Genomic DNA, 16,313 nt, shown 5'->3' on the forward strand with positions numbered 1-16,313 from the left:
TCTCCTGAGGGAGGGGTGGTTGATTCCATTGGGGGCGCACTTGTGGTCAATGCTCCAAGTGGGGGTTTTCCTAGTGGTGTTTTCCGATATGTGATCCAAATACTGGACGCGCGTAGACATGCCGAAAAGCCCGTTTCCGGTCTCGGAACGGGCTCTGCGGGTTCTCACGGCTCTGCGGGCTCTGCGGGCTCTGCGGGCGCTGCGCGCGCCTCGGGTACGGCTGAGACCTAGTCGGCGAACTCGCCCGCGTACGGGTCGGGCTCACCCGTCTCCGGGTTGCGGCCCTCCTGCCAGCGCCGCTGGGCCTTGCGCCAGTGCACGAAGCTGAGGTGGCCGCCGTCCCAGAAGGTGATGCTGACGGGGCTCACGTCGAACTCGTCGGAGCACAGCCGGTAGAGGAACTCCGCCATGCCGTACGGGTAGACCGCGAAGGAGTCGGCGGTGTGCCGCCCGCAGACCAGGACCGGCCACTGGTCCGGGTCGGGGTCGGAGGTGAGCCAGCACAGGATGTCCGACCCGCCGGTGACGCCCCAGGCGATGATCGACTCGGGGTCCACGTCGAAGGCGGAGCGGCCGCCCTCCGCCTCCCAGGTCTGGCGGGCGTTGTCGGTCTCCTCGGCCATCCCGGCCGGGTCCCACTGGAGGCCGGGCTTGGGCAGCGGCAGCAGGATGCTGGCCTCGCCGTTGATGGAGCCCGCGCCGAAGCGGCCCATGAACGCGACGAAATCGGCCGGGAACCGGGTCCCCCAGACGGCCTCAACCGCCGGCCAGTCGATGTCCTCGTCGGCGCCGTGCGTCGCCGGCATGATCTGCTCCAGCGCCTTGATCCGCGCGTTCTCCGTCATGCCGCTCCCCTGATGCCCCAGCTCAACCGCCCCAACCTACTGCCAGTGAGGGGCCTCGCCTAGCGGCGAGTGAGACGCCCGGGTACGTCCACCTTGATGAGGGTTCCGGCTCGCAGACCCCAGGCCGCCATGGCGCCGGCCGCCGACTCCAGGACGTGCCGGGAGCGCAGTCGCGGCAGCCCGAGCCGGCCCGGCTCCATGGTGACCACGGCGAGCACGCCGAGGTCGCGGTCGAGATACGCGACGTCGATCGCGAACCGCATCCGGAAGGTGTGCACGCTCGCCGCGGGGGTCAGCAGCATCGCGCCGTCGATCCCGTCCCGCCCGAGCAGCCCGCGGGTCCGCGCCCCGTACGAGGCGGCGACCTCCAGGGGGATGCGGTGCGTGCCGGCGTGCAGTGTTCCGGGGCCGTCCTGCCAGTTCGCCATGCCGGCCAGCCTAGGGGGTGTCCTGCCGGTCAGGCCGGGCTCGCGGTGGCCGGTGCCGCGCCTCGCCGCGTTGTCCTCGGCCGGCGACGCTCCGCGTCGCCTCCCTCGTCCGCCGTGCGAGCCTTCCCCCCGGCCCTGGCGGGCCTGGGGAGACCCCATGGCACCGGCCGCCGCTCCCTGTTCCGCCCTGATCGGCACGACACCCCCTCGGGGTGCCGCCGCGCGGAGCCGTCCCCTACCCGCCCTTCCGCCGTTCCCCGGGCTCCGTCCGGACCCGGTCCTCACCTGCCGGACGGGCTGAGAGGACAGATCCGGAAACCCCGCGCAGCGGGGCGCGTCGGCGCTACCGTCGCCGCATGGGTGCCGCCTTGATCGTTCTCGCCGCCGGCTACGGCGCCACCGCGGGATGGCTGCTGCCGCGTGCCGCGTACCGGCTCTCCGTCGAGCCGGGGGAGCCCTGGCGCGGCCGCTGCCCCCGGGGGCACCGGGTGCGGGGCTGGCTCGGCCCGGCCCGCTGCCCCGTTCCCGCGGACGCGGGAACGGCCCCGCACCCCTACGGCCGCCGCGCCGCTCCCCTCGCCGCCCTCGTCGGGGCATTCTGCGCCGTGCTCGGGGTGGCCGTCGGGGCGCGGCCCGAGGTGGCGGTCTTCGTGGGGCTCGCCCCGGTGGTCGTGCTGCTCGCCCTCGTGGACCGCGCCGTGCACCGGCTGCCCGACGTACTGACCCTGCCGCTCGCGGCCGGGGCGGCGGCCCTGCTCGGGGTGGCCGCCCCGCTGCCCCGCGCCGGAGGCGACTGGCGGCTCGCGCTGCTGGGCGGCGGCGCGCTCGGAGCGGCGTACCTGCTGCTCCATCTGATCAACCCCGCCGGCATGGGCTTCGGCGACGTCAAGCTGGCGCTCTCGCTGGGGGTCGCTCTTGGGTGGTACGGGTGGGGGGTATGGTCCGCCGGGGCCTTCCTCGGCCTGCTCTACGGGGCCCTGTACGGGCTGATCCTGCTGCTGCGCCGCCCCGACGAGCGGAATCAGAGCTACGCGTTCGGCCCCTTCATGGCGGCCGGAGCACTCACCGGAGTGCTGCTGGGTGGTTTCGGAGCGTAATCATCGTGCGCCAATGCACGCAGCATGCTTTACGAAGGGTTATGGTGGAACCCCCCCCTCGGGCCGGTCCGTATCCCCCCCACGGACCGGCCCGTTTTTTGTTTTCCGGCTTCTCGACCGTGCTGCGCGGCAAATGCGCAGGTCAGCCGCGTTGGGCCCAGATGTTGGTGCCGGGGGTGGAGACGGCGAGGGAGTCGATCTCCTTCAACTCGGCCTCTCCGAGCGGCGCGGACGCCAGCGCGGCCACGTTCTCCTCCAGCTGCGGCACGCTCGACGCACCGATCAGGGCCGAGGTCATCCGGTCGTCGCGAAGCACCCACTTGAGCGCCAGCTGGGCGAGGGACTGCCCGCGGCGGGCCGCGATCTCGTTCAGACCGGTCAGCCGGCGGAGCACCTCGTCCGAGAGCAGGTCCGGGTTCAGGGACTTGCCCTGCGCGGCGCGCGAGTCCGCCGGGATGCCCTTCAGGTACTTGCCGGTCAGCATGCCCTGCGCGAGCGGTGCGAAGGAGATGCAGCCCATGCCGGCGTCCTCCAGGGTGTCCAGCAGCGCGTCCTCCTCCGTCCAGCGGTTGATCATGGAGTAGGAGGGCTGGTGGATGAGCGGGCGCACGCCCATCCCGCGCAGGATCCGCACGGCCTCGGCCGTCTGCTCCGCCGTGTAGGAGGAGACGCCCACGTACAGCGCCTTGCCCTGCTGGACCGCGGACGCGAGGGCGCCCATGGTCTCCTCCAGCGGGGTCTCCGGGTCGAAGCGGTGCGAGTAGAAGATGTCGACGTAGTCCACGCCCATCCGCTTCAGCGAGGCGTCGAGCGAGCTGAGCAGGTACTTGCGGCTGCCCCACTCGCCGTACGGCCCGGGGTGCATCAGGTAGCCGGCCTTGGTCGAAAGGATCAGCTCGTCACGGTAGGGCGCGAAGTCCTGCGAAAAGATCTTGCCGAAGTTCAGCTCGGCCGAGCCGGCCGGCGGGCCGTAGTTGTTCGCCAGATCGAAGTGGGTGATGCCGAGGTCGAAGGCCCGGCGGAGGATCGCCCGCTGGGACTCCAGGGACCTGTCGTCGCCGAAGTTGTGCCAGAGGCCGAGGGAGACGGCGGGGAGCTTGAGGCCGCTGTGGCCGGTGCGCCGGTACTCCATGGAGTCGTAGCGCGAGGGCTCTGCCCGATAGGGATTGGTATCAGTCACGTTGTCCTCCCTATCACGGACTTGTGACAGACCGAGTTGGGTACCCGATCCCACCGCGCAGTAATGTGGCGGACTCGGGGGAGGGACCGCATTTCGCACGGGGGCAAGGCACGGAGGGGCTGGAAGATCGTGAAGCTGCGCGACCTGGTGTACAGGCTTTACGCACGCCGGGTGGAAGGCCGCCTCGACCATGATGCGGCGCCCAAGCACATCGGCGTCATCCTGGACGGAAACCGCCGCTGGGCGAAGGCGTCCGGAGGGACGACGGAGCAGGGCCACCAGGCCGGCGCCGACAAGATCTCCGAGATGCTGGGCTGGTGCACCGAGACGGACGTCGAGGTCGTCACCCTGTGGATGCTCTCCACGGACAACCTGGACCGGCCCGAGGTCGAGCTCCGCCCGCTGCTCAACATCATCGAGAACACCGTGCGGGGCCTCGCCGCGGACGGCCGCTGGCGCGTCCACCACGTCGGCAACCTCGACATCCTGCCCGCCCGGACGCAGACCGTGCTCAAGGAGGCCGAGCAGGCCACCCACGACGTCGACGGGATACTCGTCAACGTCGCCGTCGGCTACGGCGGCCGCCAGGAGATCGCCGACGCGGTCCGCTCGCTGCTGCTGGAGCACGCGCGCAAGGGCACCTCCTTCGAGGAGCTCGCCGAGATCCTCGACATCGACCACATCGCCGAGCACCTCTACACGCGCGGCCAGCCGGACCCGGACCTCGTCATCCGCACCAGCGGCGAGCAGCGGCTGTCCGGATTCATGCTGTGGCAGAGCGCCCACAGCGAGTACTACTTCTGCGAGGTCTTCTGGCCGGCCTTCCGCAAGGTCGACTTCCTGCGGGCCCTGCGCGATTACGCGGCCCGTCACCGGCGCTACGGCACCTGAGTCACCGCAGGGGACGTGCTGCCTCCTGCGCCCCGACGCCCCCTCCCCTCGAAGCCTTCACCAGGGATTCACCGAGCGTCCGTCATATGCCATGGCATGGCCTGGCCTGTTCGGGGAATATCCCTTTCAGGTCGATGCCCGATCCACGGGTGTCGAGTCTCAGCGGACGGCATGGGGTCGTCCGCCCGGGAGGCCCTTTGCACCAGGACGCACGTGCGGTTCGCACGGACGGAGTGGGAGGGCCGGAAATCGGCCCTGGCATGGGTGCCGATGACCGGTCCGGTCTTCATGGCCCGACCTCTTCCGAGGGGGTACGTCCTTCCGTGGTGACCAGCACAAAGAGCCGCCTGCAAGACAGGCGGACCTACGTCCTCGACACCAGCGTCCTGCTGGCAGACCCCAATGCGATCTCGCGCTTCGACGAGCACGAGGTCGTGCTCCCGATCGTGGTGATCACCGAGCTGGAGGCAAAGAGGCACCATCCCGAACTCGGCTACTTCGCGCGCCAGGCCCTGCGCCTGCTCGACGACTTCCGGGTTCGCAACGGTCGCCTGGACGCCCCCATCCCGCTGGGCGATCTGGGCGGCACCCTGCGCGTCGAGCTCAACCACTCCGACACGAGCGTCCTGCCCGCGGGCTTCAGGCTGGGGGACAACGACTCGCGGATCCTCGCGGTTGCCCGCAACCTCCAGGCCGAGGGCTACGACGTCACGGTGGTCTCGAAGGATCTCCCACTGCGCATCAAGGCCTCCTCCGTGGGGCTGATCGCCGAGGAGTACCGCGCGGAACTCGCGATCACCGACGCCGGCTGGACGGGCATGAGCGACCTCGCCCTCTCCGGGGAACAGGTGGACCTCCTCTACTCGGAGGACCGCCTCTACGTGCCGGAAGCCGCGGAACTGCCCGTGCACACCGGACTGGTCCTGCAGTCCGAGCGCGGCAAGGCCCTCGGCCGGGTCACGGCCGACGGCAACGTGAAGCTCGTACGCGGCGACCGCGAGGCCTTCGGGCTGCACGGCCGCAGCGCCGAGCAGCGCATCGCGCTGGACCTCCTCCTCGACCCCGAGATCGGGATCATCTCGATGGGCGGCCGGGCCGGCACCGGAAAGTCGGCGCTGGCGCTCTGCGCGGGGCTGGAAGCGGTCCTGGAGCGCAGGCAGCACCAGAAGGTGATGGTCTTCCGGCCGCTGTACGCGGTGGGCGGTCAGGATCTCGGCTATCTGCCCGGGGACGCCTCCGAGAAGATGAGCCCCTGGGCGCAGGCGGTGTTCGACACCCTCTCGGCGGTCGCCGGGCGCGAGGTCATCGAGGAGGTGCTGAACCGCGGGATGCTGGAGGTCCTGCCGCTCACGCACATCCGCGGCCGCTCGCTGCACGACGCCTTCGTGATCGTGGACGAGGCGCAGTCGCTGGAGCGCAATGTCCTGCTGACCGTTCTGTCCCGAATTGGAGCTAATTCGCGGGTCGTTCTGACCCACGATGTCGCCCAGCGGGACAACCTGCGGGTCGGCCGGTACGACGGAGTGGTCGCCGTGGTCGAGAAGTTGAAGGGCCACCCGCTCTTCGCCCACATCACGCTGACGCGCTCGGAGCGCTCCCCGATCGCCGCACTGGTCACCGAGATGCTGGAGAATCTCTGAGGGTCAGATCGGTCAAAAACCCCATAGCGGGAAGGTGAGTTGGCGCCGCCCGGCAAAGGCCCCAGAGCCTAGCCGGGCGGCGTCGTGCTGCACAGGTCTTTTCTCAAATCGACGGCGACATGCCAGGTGTGACCTTTCACACGCAACGGAGAATTGCCTTGCGGCGTCGCGTTCCGGCAGAGTCTGGTTTCCGTCAGGCCCCGCATACGGCACACCTGTATCTCCCGCGAGGTACGCGCAGCACCACAACTCCACAGCCGATCGCCGTATGCCGCCCGGAGTTTCACGCGGCAGCCCCCGCAAGGGGATTGCCCACGGGCCCGCGCCTCCAGTGACCGTAGAACCACGGAGGCCAGAGTCGAGGGCACTTTTGCGCCCGCGCGGTCACTGCGGACGCTGCTGGAAGGACACCGTGTGAGCCGGATCTCGGTCCGGGGGTTCGCCGTGGCTTCGGCCACCGCGGTCACCACCGTCGGCGCAGTCGTAGGCGTTGCCACCGGCGACCCCACGAACGATCTCGAGACGACCGCGTCCGGCGCGACTCTCCTTGCCGACATCCCGGTCGGCGACCAGGCACAGGTCCAGAGCGCGTCCCTGACGCAGCAGGCCGATGCCATCGCCCACGCCGCCGATGCCGACGCCAAGCGTTCCGCCGAGGAGGCCGCGCGCGTCCAGGCCGCCGAGGACGCCAAGTCCAAGAAGGCGGAGGCCGAGAAGGAGAAGGCCGAGGCCGAGGCGAAGCTGAAGAAGGAACGCGAGGAGAAGGAGCAGGTCGCCAGCCGCTCCGCCGCCCGCGACGCCGGGGACTTCGCCCCCCAGAGCTCCTACACGGTCGCTCAGGTCAAGGCCATCGCCCAGCAGATGGTCCCGTCCGGGCAGTTCCAGTGCTTCTCGAACATCATCAACCAGGAATCCACCTGGAACTACAAGGCCGTCAACTCCTCCTCGGGAGCCTACGGTCTGGTCCAGGCGCTGCCCGGTTCGAAGATGGCCTCGGCCGGCGCGGACTGGCGCACCAACCCCGCCACGCAGATCAAGTGGGGTCTGAACTACATGGAAGACCGCTACGGCAGCCCCTGCGGCGCCTGGAGCTTCCACCAGGCCAACGGCTGGTACTAGCCGGCCCGCGCCGCCGCGAGCGCCGCAGCACCGCACAACCCCGGGGGAGCCCCGCACCGTCGTACGGTGCGGGGCTCCTCGCGTGTACGGTTTTCGAGGTGAGCCCGTAGACCGGGGGCGGGGGAAGGAAAGCGACATGGCGAAGAGGGAAGGCTGGCTCGGCCGGCTCGGGAACAAGCTGAACCGGATGGAGGCGCGGCTCAACGAGCGGCGCGCCGAGGTGGAAGCCGAGACCAGGGGCGACCTGCCGGGCCCCGCCGGGCCCGGGCGGGCAACGGCGGCCGCGGCCTCCGAGGTGTCCGCCGCCGCGTCCGCCGCCGCGACGACCGTTCCCGCGCCGCCCGCCTACCCGCCCGTGGTCCCCGCGCCCCACCTCGCCGCCCCGGCCGCGCCCGTGCGCCCCGACCCGGCGAGCGTCGTCCCCTGGGGGATGCGCGTCGCCGCCGAGGCCAGCTGGCGGCTGCTGCTGCTCGCCGGGATGCTCTGGGTGCTGATGAAGGTGATCAGCGAAGTCCGTCTGGTCGTCCTCGCCTTCGCCGCCGCCATGCTCGTCACCGCGATGCTCCAGCCGTTCGTGGTCCGCCTGCGCAGACTGGGCCTGCCGCGTGGTCTGGCCACGGCCGTCACGGCGATCCTCGGCTTCGTGGTCATCGGGCTCGTCGGCTGGTTCGTGGTCTGGCAGGTCATGGAGAACCTCGACGACCTCTCCGACCGGGTCCGCGACGGCATCAACGAGCTCAAGCTCTGGGCACTGGACAGTCCGTTCCACGTGACCGAGAAGCAGATCAACGACATCGCGAAGAACCTCAGCGAGACCATCGGCACCAACACCGAGCAGATCACCTCCGCCGGACTGCAGGGCGTCACGGTGCTCGTCGAGGTCCTGACGGGCATCCTGCTCGCGATGTTCTCCACGCTCTTCCTGCTCTACGACGGCAAGCGCATCTGGAACTGGGCGCTGGGCCTGGTCCCGTCCGCCGCCCGGGCCGGTGTCGCCGGCGCCGGTCCGCGCGCCTGGCGCACGCTGACCGCGTACGTGCGCGGCACGGTCATCGTCGCCCTCATCGACGCCATCTTCATCGGCCTCGGCATCTACTTCCTGGACGTGCCGATGGCGGTGCCGCTGGCCGTCTTCATCTTCCTGTTCGCCTTCATCCCGCTGGTCGGCGCCGTGGTGTCGGGAGCCCTCGCGGTGGTCGTGGCGCTCGTGACCCAGGGCGTGTTCACCGCCCTGATGGTGCTGCTGGTGGTGCTGGCGGTGCAGCAGATCGAGGGCCATGTGCTCCAGCCCTTCATCCTCGGCCGGGCCGTACGGGTGCACCCGCTCGCGGTGGTGCTCTCGGTGGCCGCCGGCGGCATGATCGCGGGCATCGGCGGAGCGGTCGTGGCGGTGCCGCTGGTGGCCGTCACCAACACGGTGGTGGGCTACCTGAAGGCGTACTCGCGCGAGCAGCACCACCTCGGATCCGGAATGATCGGGCCGGCCCCGCACGGTTCGACCGCCCTGAGCGTGACCCCTGAGCGCGAGGGGCACGTCACACCCTGACCCTCCCCCCGGAACAAGATATTCCGGCGATCGGGGCTGCGATGATCGAACTGATTCGCGTGCCGACGGCATCGCTGAGGAAAAAGGGACACTGGGGGGACAGGCATGATCACCGATCCGGAGCTCGGCGGGGAGTGGCAGACCGAGGCTGTGGAGCCGGCCCGTTCGGCGGACCGGCTCGCTCCGCGCGAGCGGGCGACGGGCGCTCCGGGCCCGGGCCCGCGGCCGTGGCGGTGGGCGCTGGGCGGTGCCGTGGTCGCGTCGGCGGTGTGGGCGGGCGGGCTGTACGCGTCCGGGGACCGGACGGCCGGGCCGGAGATCTCCTACCGGGCGTCGAAGAACCTCTGCCAGGACTTCAAGGCCCGGGCGCTGAGCGGGATCACCGGGGACATGCACGCGAAGAAGCCGGTGAACCACGAGAGCGACCATCCGGCCGTGTACGCGGCACGCTGTCGCCTGGAGAACGCCGGCAAGGACGGGGTGGCCTCGGACTTCGAGGTGGTCGCCCAGGTCGGCCTGCACAAGAAGACGGATCCCTCGGCGGAGTTCGACGCACCGGATCTCCGCATCCTCGCCTACGCGGGCGGCGTGCGCACGGCAGCGGTGCCGGACCTCGGAGAGCGTGCCGTGATGAACGTGATGACCGGAGAGAGCTGGCTGGTCCTCAAGGTGCTGGACGGCGATGTGGTGTTCACCGTCGAAGCGGGCGCCGGCACCTTCGCGGAGACGAACGGCCGACCCGCCACCGACGTCGACGCGGTGCAGGCGGCGATGATCGAGGACACGCGTGAGCTGATGGCGGCACTCAAGAAGTAGGGGGGCGCACATGATCGGGGAGCCCGAGCTCGACGGGGAGTGGGGGCCGGCGGCCCCGGCCGAGGTCGTGGAGGGCGTCGTGGAGCGCGCGCCCGTACGGGTACGGGTACGGGCGTGGCCGTGGCGCTGGGTCGCGGCGGCGGTGGTGGCCACCTCCGCGCTCTGGGCGGGCGGGCTGTATGCCTTCGGGGAGCGGCTGACCGGGCCCGAGATCCGCTACCGGGTCACGGACGACCTGTGCGCCCAGTTCAAGGCCCCGGCCCTGGAAGGGCTGCTCGGTGGTCTCGCGGACGGTTCACCGGAGGCGGGTGTCCGGCATCCGGCGCTGGACTGGGCGTCGTGCTCCCGCAGCGGCGACAGGCCGGCCGTGAGCGGGGGCGTGCACGTCATGGCCACGGTCGAGTTGCACAAGAAGACCGATCCGGCGCCGGAGTTCACGGCCGACTCTCCCGCCGGTCTGTTCTATGCGCCCGACGGCGACGGGTGGGAGTCCGTGCCCGGTCTCGGGGACGAGGCCCTCGTCTCCCGCCCCGGTGGCGGTGGCGGCCTCGCCCTGCGCGTCCGTGACGGCGGCGCGGTGTTCTCCGTCTCGGTGGTGGTCTTCCCCGTGACGAGCCAGGACGGAGCCGATCCCCGGGCGGAACCCCTGCCGGACCCTGACCGGGAGGCTCTGGTGGCCGCGGCGGTCGAGGACGCGCGGGCGCTGATGGCAGCACTGCGCACGAGCTGACGACACAGGGCCCCGCGACCGTTTCCGGTCGCGGGGCCCTGTGTCGTCGTACGGGGTGCCGTTACTCGGCGGCGAGGGCGGCCTCGGCGTCGAGGGTGACGGCGACGGCCTGGATCACAGAGGCGATCTTGAAGGCCTCCTGGATCGTCTCGCGGTCGACGCCCGCCTTGCGCAGGACCTGCTCGTGCGAGTCCAGGCACTGGCCGCAGCCGTTGATCGCGGAGACCGCGAGCGACCACAGCTCGAAGTCGACCTTCTCCACGCCCGGGTTGCCGATGACGTTCATCCGCAGGCCCGCGCGCAGCGTGCCGTACTCCGGGTCGGACAGCAGGTGCCGGGTGCGGTAGAAGACGTTGTTCATCCCCATGACCGCGGCGGCGGACTTGGCGGCGGTGTACGCCTCCGGCGAGAGGTTCGCCTTCGCCTCGGGCTCCAGCTCACGCAGGACGATGGCCGAGCGGGCGGCGATCGCGCAGGACAGGACGGTGCCCCACAGCTGCTGCTGCGGGAGGTCGCTGTTGCCGATGACCGAACCGAGGTTCAGCTTCAGGTCCTTGGCGAAGTCCGGTATGGCCGACTTCAGGGAGTCGAGGGACATCCGTCACTCACCGGCCAGCAGCGCGCCGGCGTCGATGGTGCTGTCACCCTTGTTCCAGTTGCACGGGCACAGCTCGTCGGTCTGCAGGGCGTCGAGGACCCGCAGGACCTCCTTGGGGTTACGGCCCACGGAACCGGCGGTCACCATCGAGAACTGGATCTCGTTGTTCGGGTCCACGATGAAGACGGCGCGCATCGGGAGGCCGTCCTCGCCCAGGATGCCCAGCTCGGCCGACAGCTCGCGCTTGATGTCGGACATCATCGGGAAGGGCAGGTCACGCAGGTCGGCGTGGTCCTTGCGCCAGGCGTGGTGCACGTACTCGGAGTCGAGCGAGAAGCCGAGGATCTGCGCGTCGCGGTCGGCGAACTCCTCGTTCAGCTTGCCGAAGGCGGCGATCTCGGTCGGGCACACGAAGGTGAAGTCCAGCGGCCAGGCGAAGATGACCTTCCACTTGCCCTCGTAGGTCTTGTGGTCGATCTGCGCGAACTCGGCTCCGGCCTCGAGCGAGACACAGGCGGTCAGGTCGAAGGCGGGGAACTTGTCACCAACAGTGAGCACGCGCTCTCCTTATGCAGTGGAAAATAACCCTTTTGGGGGTTTTCCGATGGGGTTGGACGTATCTCACATGCTGACACACCTGCATTGATTACAGAAATAGCTACTCTTGTGCCGGGTGATCGGAGGTACCTATCAGTGGCTGTCAGTAGTAGGGGAGCGAAGCAACCGACGCTCGCGCAGCTGCGCGCCTTCGCGGCGGTCGCCGAGCACCTGCACTTCCGGGACGCCGCCGCGGCCATCGGCATGAGCCAGCCCGCCCTCTCCGGAGCCGTCTCCGCCCTGGAGGAGGCCCTCGGCGTGCAGCTGCTGGAGCGCACCACCCGCAAGGTGCTGCTCTCCCCGGCGGGCGAGCGGATCGCGGCGCGGGCGCAGGTGGTCCTCGACGCCATGGGCGGGCTGCTGGAGGAGGCCGAGGCGGTACGGGCGCCCTTCACCGGAGTCCTGCGGCTCGGGGTGATCCCCACGGTGGCGCCGTACCTGCTGCCGACCGTGCTCGGGCTGTTCCACCGGCGCTACCCGCGCATGGACCTCCAGGTGCACGAGGAGCAGACCGCCTCGCTGCTGGAGGGCCTCGGCGGCGGGCGCCTGGACCTGCTCCTGCTGGCGGTGCCGCTCGGGGTTCCCGGAGTCACCGAACTGCCGGTCTTCGACGAGGACTTCGTCCTGCTCGCACCCCGGGAGCACGCACTGGCCGGGCGCCGGGACATCCCGCTGGAGGAACTGCGCGGACTGCAGCTGCTGCTGCTCGACGAGGGGCACTGCCTGCGGGACCAGGCCCTCGACATCTGCCGGGAAGCGGGCCGGACGACCGGTGCGGACGTCACGACGACCGCCGCCGGGCTGTCCACCCTCGTACAACTGGTCGCCGGGGGACTGGGGGTGACGCTGTTGCCGCGCTCCGCGCTGCGGCTGGAGACCGCCCGCAACGAGTACCTGTCCACCGGGTACTTCACCGAGCCCGCCCCCTCCCGGCGGATCGCCCTGGCCATGCGCACCGGGACCGCCCGGCAGGAGGAGTTCAGGGCGATCGCCGCGGCCCTGCGCGAAGCCGTACGCCCGCTCCCGGTCTGGCCCACCGACTAGGGGGTGTCTTGGGGGCGTCGCCGGGAACGGGCGTACGGGGTCCGGGGGTCACACCGCGAAGGTCACTCCGTGCGCAGGCCGTCCGGGCGCATCAGGCGCAGCAGCGGCGGCAGGCTGAGCAGGGTCACCACGACCACCACACCCGCGCCGGCCGCCGTCATCCCGAGCACCGACGCCCAGTCGATCCGGATCGGCTGGGCGGCCATGCCCATCAGGACGGCGCCCAGCCCGACGCCGACCCCGGCCGCCAGCACCAGGCCGAGGACGATCGGCACGGCCGTCTGCCACAGCACCGACAGGCCCAGCGTGGAGCGCTTGGTGCCGAAGGCGACCAGGGAGGACAGCAGCCGCCGGCGCTCGCGCAACTGCTCCAGCTGGGAGACCAGCAGGCTTCCGCCGATCAGGACCAGTACGGCGGTGGCGCCGAAGAACAGCCCCGTGCGGATCGAGGAGTAGCCGGCGGCCTCCGTGGAGTGCCGCAGCGTCATCGCCGTGACGAACGGGTCCGCCTTGAACACGGCGTTGCGCGCCCGGTCCAGGGCGTCCGGACCGGACTCGTCGACCTGGACGAAGATCCGAGCGTCCGGGAAGTCGCCGATCTCCTTCGGCGCGGCCGACGGGGTCACCAGCAGGCCGCTGCGCAGATGGCCGGTGGGGTCCTCCCGGCTGGGGACCGTGCGGGCGTCGGCCGGGAACGTCCACTTCGCCGGTCCGGGCCGGCCGCCCGTCCCGGAGCCGGCCCCGGACCCCCGGACGTTGCCGACGAACAGCTCGTCGCCGGGCTTCGCCGTGGCTCCGTAGAGACCCTGCCCCTGCGTGACCGGTGCGGGGGAGCCGGTCAGTACGAAGGCGTCGCCGTCCTTGCAGGAGTCGAGCACCGCCACCTCACCGAGCGCGTCGCAGGTGCCGATGGTCACCTGGACCGTCTCCTCCGTCGCGGGCACCTGGTGGGCGGCCTGCGCGGAGGTCAGCGGCACGGCCCGGGTGACGCCCTGCACGGCGGAGATCCGCTGCGCGAGGCCGTCCATGTCCGTCTGCGTATCGCGGTTCACCATGACCGCGACGGTTGCCCTGCCGGGATCCTGGCCGGTCGACTTCGTGTAGTCGCCCTCGACGCCCGCGAAGAGCATCTGGAGGGCGATGGCGCCCGCGACGGCCACGGCGATGCCGTTGACGAGGCGGGCGGCGGCGCCGCTGTTGACCTGGAGCCGGCGCACGGCCAACTGCCAGGAGACCGGGCCGCCGGACACCTTCGCGACGAACCGTTCCAGCAGCCAGGGCAGCAGCACGGTGACCCCGACCAGCAGCAGCACCACACCCGCGCTGACCTGCCACTGGTTGAACCTGCCGTGGTTGTTGCCGCGGCCGTCCAGGGGTACGAGCAGGCCGAGCCCGACCAGCGGGAGCAGCAGCCGCCACCAGACGCGGCGCCGCGACGGCTTGGCCGTACGGACGACGCCCAGCGGCTCGATGACCACACCGCGCAGCGCGAACAGGGTCACGGCCACCGCCGCCGCGGGCACCGCGAGGGCGACCAGGACGGCCAGCCAGGGCGCCGGGTCGAGGTCGGCGGGGAAGACGCTGCGCTGCTGGAGGCTGACGCTGCCGACCAGGGAGCGGCCGACGGCGAAGAAGCCGGTGCCCAGCACCAGTCCGACCAGAGAGCCCGCCAGCGCCTCGCCGGCCGCGATCCGGCGCACCATCCGGCTGTCGGCGCCGACCAGCCGCAGCGCGGCGAGCCGCCGGTCGCGCCGGTCCCCGCCGAAGCGGACGGCGGTGGCGATGAACACGGCGACCGGCATCAGCAGGGCGACGAACGTCAGGACGACCATCAGCATGAGCACGGGGTCCAGGCCCTCGCGGTCCGCGTCGTAGCCGAAGCCGGTGACGCGCTCGACGCGGTAGTCCTCGGGGCCGTTCTTCCGGAGGGTGTCGCTGCCCAGGTAGAAGAGCAGCTCGCCGGGGTCGACCAGTCCCGGGGCGCCGACGATCTCACCGACCCGCGCGTCGAGCCGCTCGCGCAGCAGGGCGCCGTCGGAGGACTTCAGCAACGCGTCGAGCGCCGGGGAGAGGGCCATCTCGCCCGGGCCGGGGATCCGCTTCAGGCCGGGCGGCAGCGGGGCGTCCGGGCCCTCGGCCCGCACCATGTGCCCCTCGATGTCCTTCCGGTGGTACGTCTGGCGGAGACTGGCGATCAGCAGGGTGTCGGGGCCGGGGTCGTCGGCCCGCTCGGAGCTCATCGTCGACCGCGCGTCGCCGCGCTCGTACCGCGCCGCGAGGGCGCCGGGGATGGCGGTGCTGATCAGGAGCAGTGCGACGCCGAGACCGACGCCGACGCCGGTGAGGAGGGTGCGGATCCATCCTTCGCGGCCGCCGCCGAAGGCGAAGCGGGCGCCCATGCCGAGGTCGCGGGTCCAGACCTGGAGCCGGCTCATACGACGCGCTCCATGTCGCGGGATTTGCCGTCGCGTACGACGATCTCGCGGTCGGAGTAGGCGGCCACGCGCGTCTCGTGCGTCACGAGCACGACGGCGGCGTTCGCGGACCGGGCGGCCTCGGTGAGCAGCTGCATGACGAGTTCGCCGTTGAGGGAGTCGAGGGCTCCGGTGGGCTCGTCGGCGAAGATCACCCGGGGGCCGGTGACGAGGGCGCGGGCGACGGCCACGCGCTGCCCCTGGCCGCCGGATATCTCGCCGGGCCGCTTGGCGCCGAGGTCCTCCACCTGGAGCTGTTCCATCCAGCGCAGGGCGGTGCGTTCGGCCTCCTTGCGCTTGACGCCGGTCAGGCGCAGCGGGAGGGCGACGTTCTCCACGCAGGTCAGCTCCGGTACGAGCTGGCCGAACTGGAAGACGAAGCCGAACTCGGTGCGGCGCAGCTCGCTGCGCTCGGCGTCGCTCATCGAGGTGAGCTCACGGCCGGCGTAGGTGATGGAGCCGGAGTCGGGCGCGACGATGCCCGCGAGGCAGTGCAGCAGGGTCGACTTGCCCGAGCCGGAGGGGCCCATGACGGCGACGACCTCGCCGGCGTGGATGGAGAACTCGGCGCCGTCGAGGGCGTTGGTGGTCCCGTACGCCTTGCGCAGGTCCGTGGCCGCGAGCAGCGAGCCGGCCGGGGTCATCGGCGTACCTCCTGGGCGAGCTGGTCGAGGCGGGCCGCGGTGAGCTCCAGCCACCGCAGGTCCGCCTCCAGGTGGAAGAGGGCGTGGTCGCACACGAGCTGGTCGGCGATGTCCCCCTTGCGCTTGCGCTGGGTGAGGATGCGCATGAGGCGCAGGTGCTCGGCGCGCTGGGTGTCCAGCAGCTCGTCGGCGCGGCGGCCGGTGAGCAGGGCGAGGACGACCTTCGTGTAGAGGGTCGAGTGGAGGTACGGCTCGGGCTTCTCGGGCTGCGAGAGCCAGGCGTCGACGTCGGTGATGCCGGCGTCGGTGATGGCGTACCGCTTGCGGTCGGGGCCGCCGCCGCTCTCTATCCCGTCGACCTCGACGAGGCCGTTCTTCAGGAGGCGGGACATGGTCGAGTAGACCTGCCCGTACGCGAGGGGGCGGTCGTGGCCGAACTTCTCGTCGAAGGTGCGCTTGAGGTCGTAGCCGTGGCGCGGGCCGGCCTCAAGGAGGCCCAGGAGGGTGTGACCGATGGACATGACCGCGACTCTACACTGTGTGTATACGCGGAGTGTATAGAGGGCGGGCGGGGGCCGGACGAGGGCCGATCGCGGGGGATCGGCGGGGACCGGGAGCCGGTCGGCGGCGCCGGGTCCCGGAACGCCGCACGCCCGGTGGGGCC

The 16,313-nt window shown here is 71.1% G+C and carries 16 protein-coding genes; 8 read left to right on the forward strand and 8 right to left on the reverse strand.

Annotated elements, in window-relative coordinates:
• Positions 1–227: 227 nt before the first annotated feature.
• Both ACFY0D_RS18825 and ACFY0D_RS18830 read right to left on the reverse strand, forming a co-directional pair.
• On the reverse strand, positions 228–845 hold the full coding sequence (locus tag ACFY0D_RS18825) for an SMI1/KNR4 family protein (protein ID WP_390799307.1): 618 nt from the start codon (positions 843–845) through the stop codon (positions 228–230).
• A gap of 59 nt (positions 846–904) precedes the next feature.
• Entirely contained in the window at positions 905–1,273 is a 369-nt protein-coding gene (locus ACFY0D_RS18830; protein WP_390799308.1) for a DUF192 domain-containing protein, read from the reverse strand.
• 356 nt (positions 1,274–1,629) lie between these two features.
• Here ACFY0D_RS18830 and ACFY0D_RS18835 point away from each other — a divergent pair, with 356 nt between their 5' ends.
• Positions 1,630–2,370, forward strand: a complete 741-nt coding sequence (locus ACFY0D_RS18835; protein ID WP_390799309.1) for a prepilin peptidase — start codon at positions 1,630–1,632, stop codon at positions 2,368–2,370.
• Between the two features lie 142 nt (positions 2,371–2,512).
• Here ACFY0D_RS18835 and mgrA read toward each other — a convergent pair whose 3' ends face one another.
• Positions 2,513–3,550 carry an L-glyceraldehyde 3-phosphate reductase gene (mgrA, locus tag ACFY0D_RS18840; protein ID WP_390799310.1) on the reverse strand — a complete coding sequence of 346 codons (1,038 nt, stop codon included), beginning with the start codon at positions 3,548–3,550 and terminating at the stop codon, positions 2,513–2,515.
• Positions 3,551–3,679: 129 nt separating this feature from the next.
• On the opposite strand from mgrA, the gene ACFY0D_RS18845 reads away from it, so the two are divergent.
• From ACFY0D_RS18845 to ACFY0D_RS18870, 6 genes are all read left to right on the forward strand, one after another.
• Positions 3,680–4,441 carry an isoprenyl transferase gene (locus ACFY0D_RS18845; protein ID WP_030385783.1) on the forward strand — a complete coding sequence of 254 codons (762 nt, stop codon included), beginning with the start codon at positions 3,680–3,682 and terminating at the stop codon, positions 4,439–4,441.
• Between the two features lie 323 nt (positions 4,442–4,764).
• Positions 4,765–6,081 (forward strand): PhoH family protein, encoded by a 1,317-nt coding sequence (locus ACFY0D_RS18850; RefSeq protein ID WP_030712123.1) that lies wholly within the window; start codon positions 4,765–4,767, stop codon positions 6,079–6,081.
• 414 nt (positions 6,082–6,495) lie between these two features.
• Complete coding sequence (locus ACFY0D_RS18855) at positions 6,496–7,200, forward strand: transglycosylase SLT domain-containing protein (protein ID WP_390799311.1); 705 nt, start codon at positions 6,496–6,498, stop codon at positions 7,198–7,200.
• Between the two features lie 136 nt (positions 7,201–7,336).
• Positions 7,337–8,746 (forward strand): AI-2E family transporter, encoded by a 1,410-nt coding sequence (locus ACFY0D_RS18860; RefSeq protein WP_390799312.1) that lies wholly within the window; start codon positions 7,337–7,339, stop codon positions 8,744–8,746.
• A gap of 105 nt (positions 8,747–8,851) precedes the next feature.
• Entirely contained in the window at positions 8,852–9,562 is a 711-nt protein-coding gene (locus ACFY0D_RS18865) for a hypothetical protein (protein ID WP_390799313.1), read from the forward strand.
• Positions 9,563–9,572: 10 nt separating this feature from the next.
• On the forward strand, positions 9,573–10,292 hold the full coding sequence (locus ACFY0D_RS18870) for a hypothetical protein (RefSeq protein ID WP_390799314.1): 720 nt from the start codon (positions 9,573–9,575) through the stop codon (positions 10,290–10,292).
• A gap of 61 nt (positions 10,293–10,353) precedes the next feature.
• Here ACFY0D_RS18870 and ACFY0D_RS18875 read toward each other — a convergent pair whose 3' ends face one another.
• The gene (locus tag ACFY0D_RS18875; protein ID WP_030010674.1) at positions 10,354–10,890 is read right to left on the reverse strand and encodes an alkyl hydroperoxide reductase; all 537 of its coding nucleotides are present in this window, start codon (positions 10,888–10,890) and stop codon (positions 10,354–10,356) included.
• Positions 10,891–10,893: 3 nt separating this feature from the next.
• The gene (locus ACFY0D_RS18880) at positions 10,894–11,448 is read right to left on the reverse strand and encodes a peroxiredoxin (RefSeq protein ID WP_351159774.1); all 555 of its coding nucleotides are present in this window, start codon (positions 11,446–11,448) and stop codon (positions 10,894–10,896) included.
• Positions 11,449–11,583: 135 nt separating this feature from the next.
• Between ACFY0D_RS18880 and ACFY0D_RS18885 the strand changes: the two genes are divergently transcribed.
• Positions 11,584–12,531: a hydrogen peroxide-inducible genes activator gene (locus ACFY0D_RS18885; protein WP_390799315.1), complete on the forward strand. Its 948-nt coding sequence runs from the start codon at positions 11,584–11,586 to the stop codon at positions 12,529–12,531.
• 62 nt (positions 12,532–12,593) lie between these two features.
• Here the strand turns inward: ACFY0D_RS18885 and ACFY0D_RS18890 are convergent, their stop codons facing one another.
• Genes ACFY0D_RS18890 through ACFY0D_RS18900 form a run of 3 tightly spaced genes read right to left on the reverse strand, consistent with a single transcriptional unit; the run spans position 12,594 to position 16,170 of the window.
• Positions 12,594–14,966, reverse strand: coding sequence for an ABC transporter permease (locus ACFY0D_RS18890; protein WP_390799316.1), 2,373 nt, complete (start codon positions 14,964–14,966; stop codon positions 12,594–12,596).
• Entirely contained in the window at positions 14,963–15,649 is a 687-nt protein-coding gene (locus tag ACFY0D_RS18895) for an ABC transporter ATP-binding protein (protein ID WP_390799317.1), read from the reverse strand. The genes ACFY0D_RS18890 and ACFY0D_RS18895 overlap by 4 nt, the downstream gene beginning before the upstream one ends.
• A complete protein-coding gene (locus ACFY0D_RS18900) occupies positions 15,646–16,170 on the reverse strand; it encodes a PadR family transcriptional regulator (RefSeq protein WP_390799318.1) in 525 nt (174 codons plus the stop codon). The genes ACFY0D_RS18895 and ACFY0D_RS18900 overlap by 4 nt, the downstream gene beginning before the upstream one ends.
• Positions 16,171–16,313 lie beyond the last annotated feature (143 nt).

It is taken from the genome of Streptomyces sp. NPDC001502, assembly GCF_042894785.1.
Taxonomy (GTDB): Bacteria; Actinomycetota; Actinomycetes; order Streptomycetales; family Streptomycetaceae; genus Streptomyces; species Streptomyces kutzneri.